The sequence below is a fragment of the Marinimicrobium sp. UBA4209 genome (genome assembly GCF_002381585.1).
GTDB classification, from domain to species: domain Bacteria; phylum Pseudomonadota; class Gammaproteobacteria; order Pseudomonadales; family Cellvibrionaceae; genus Marinimicrobium; species Marinimicrobium koreense.
Genome location: NZ_DFTP01000081.1, coordinates 357 through 2,668, shown reverse-complemented (window position 1 = coordinate 2,668; position 2,312 = coordinate 357). Strand labels below are relative to the sequence as shown.

At 59.6% G+C, this 2,312-nt stretch carries 2 protein-coding genes and 1 pseudogene; all 3 read right to left on the bottom strand.

Annotated elements, in window-relative coordinates; genetic code table 11:
* A partial coding sequence (locus B3187_RS12020; protein WP_286806695.1) for a 2-oxoglutarate dehydrogenase E1 subunit family protein occupies nt 1–1,151 on the bottom strand: 1,151 nt, incomplete at its 3' end.
* Between the two features lie 225 nt (nt 1,152–1,376).
* On the bottom strand, nt 1,377–2,081 hold the full coding sequence (locus B3187_RS12015; protein ID WP_024460482.1) for a succinate dehydrogenase iron-sulfur subunit: 705 nt from the start codon (nt 2,079–2,081) through the stop codon (nt 1,377–1,379).
* A 12-nt stretch (nt 2,082–2,093) separates the two neighbouring features.
* A pseudogene (gene sdhA / locus B3187_RS12010) lies at nt 2,094–2,312 on the bottom strand (succinate dehydrogenase flavoprotein subunit); the annotation flags it as partial.

Below are 2,312 nucleotides of genomic sequence, written 5' to 3'. Positions count from 1 at the left end.
CGGGTCTGGGACATCTGGAAGGTCTCCATGACCACGCCCTGACCGGCGAAGGCCGCGTCCCCGTGCACCACGATGGGCAGCACCTTGGCGCCGATCGGGTCTTCACGGCGATCCTGGCGGGCCCGTACCGACCCTTCAACCACCGGAGAGACGATCTCCAGGTGCGACGGGTTGAAGGCCATGGCCATGTGCAGTTCGCCGCCCGGGGTCATGATATTGGAGGAGAAACCCTGGTGGTATTTCACATCGCCTGAGGTGTCCACCAGACGCTTGGTGCCTTCGAACTCGCCAAACAGTTCTGACGGGCTCTTACCGAAGATGTTGACCAGCGTGTTCAGACGGCCACGGTGAGCCATACCCAGCACGATTTCTTTTGCGCCGTAACCGCCCGCGCGGTTGACGATCGCATCCACCAGCGGAATAAAGCTCTCGCCCCCCTCCAGACCAAAACGCTTGGTCCCGGGGTATTTGCTATCAAGGTGCCGCTCCAGCCCTTCGGCCGCCACCAGACGGTCCAACACGGCCAGGCGCTGCTCATCGCTGAAGTCCGGCTTGGAACGCACACTCTCCAGGCGCTGCTGAAGCCACTGCTTCTCCGCCAGGTTGGTGATATGCATGATTTCCGGACCGACGTGCCCGCAGTAGGTCTGCTCCAGAGCATCGACAATGTCCTTGAGCGGCGCCTCTTCCCGGCCGATGAACAGGTTGCCGGTGTTGAAAACCGTGTCCAGATCCGCTTCTGTCAGACCATGAAATCCCAGCTCCAGGTCAGGAACTCGTTCACGATCCATCAGGCTGAGGGGGTCGAGTTGGGCTTTCTGGTGGCCGCGGAAGCGGTAGGAGCTGATCAGCTGAAGAACTTTGACCTGCTTGCGCTCGTGCTCGAGGCTGACGGAGCCCGCCGCCGTGGCCGACGCGGTCGCTGAGCGGGTTTTGGCGAGACGCTGGAACTGCTCGCGGATTACGGAGTGCGGAACGTCTTGGGTGACTACCCCGTTGACCCGGGGCAATTGCTCAAAGTAATTGCGCCACTCATCGGGAACCGCATTGGGATCGTGTAGATATGTGTCGTAGAGCGCTTCGACGTAGGCGGCATTCCCTCCGGAGATATGGGACGTGCGCCAAAATTGCTCCATGATGCTGTCTTGCATTACACCCACCTTGTCATGGGGTTCGCCAACCACCGGTTCACCGGGATGGCTGGCGGCCGGATCGGGTGTTACCCGATACTCCCCCTGCTAGTCTCTAGCCGTTAGCTACCATAACGCACTCCGCTTGTGGCAGAACGCGCCGCTCAAATACTCAGGCACACCCTTGAGGGTGTGCCGAACAGCCGGGCTCTCGGCCCGACCCATGTTGCTCACATCTGAGTGTGATCAGGTCGCACTTTGCAGCAGCATGGTGCGAATATGACCGATCGCCCGGGTCGGGTTCAACCCTTTGGGGCACACGGACACACAGTTCTGAATGCCGTGACAGCGGAAGACGCTGAAGGGGTCATCCAGGTTCGACAAGCGTTTCTCTGTGGCCAGGTCGCGGCTGTCCGCCAGGAAGCGGTAGGCCTGGAGCAGACCGGCCGGACCAATGAACTTGTCCGGATTCCACCAGAACGACGGGCAGCTGGTTGAGCAGCAGGCGCACAGGATACACTCGTACAGACCGTCCAGCTTGGCACGATCTTCGGGAGATTGTAACCGCTCGATTGCCGGAGCGGGGGTATCATTTTGCAAATAGGGCTCGATTTTCTTGTACTGATCGTAGAACTGGGTCATATCGATGACCAGATCACGAATCACCGGAAGTCCAGGCAGTGGCCGAACCACCAACTTGTTGTTCTTTACCGCCTGAGACAGCGGCGTGATACAGGCCAGCCCATTAACGCCGTTGATATTCATGCCATCCGAGCCACAAACCCCCTCGCGGCAGGAGCGACGGTAAGCCAGGGATTCGTCCTGTTCCTTGAGCATACCCAGCACGTCGAGCACCATCAGGTCCTTACCCTGAGTGTCCACTTCGTAGGACTTCATGTAAGGCGCTTTGTCGGTCTCGGGGTTGTAGCGATAGACTTCAACTTTCAACATAACTCGTACCCCTTAATAAACACGTGCTTTCGGTTCGAACGCGTCCATGGTGCGCGGGGCAAAGTTCACGCCGCGCTTACCCACCCGCTTGTCGACCGGATAGTACATGGAGTGGCACAGCCAGTTCTTGTCGTCGCGCTCCTGGAAGTCCTCGCGGGCATGGGCGCCGCGAGACTCGGTGCGCTCATTGGCCGCGATGGCAGTGGCCTCGGCCACTTCCAGCAGGTTCTG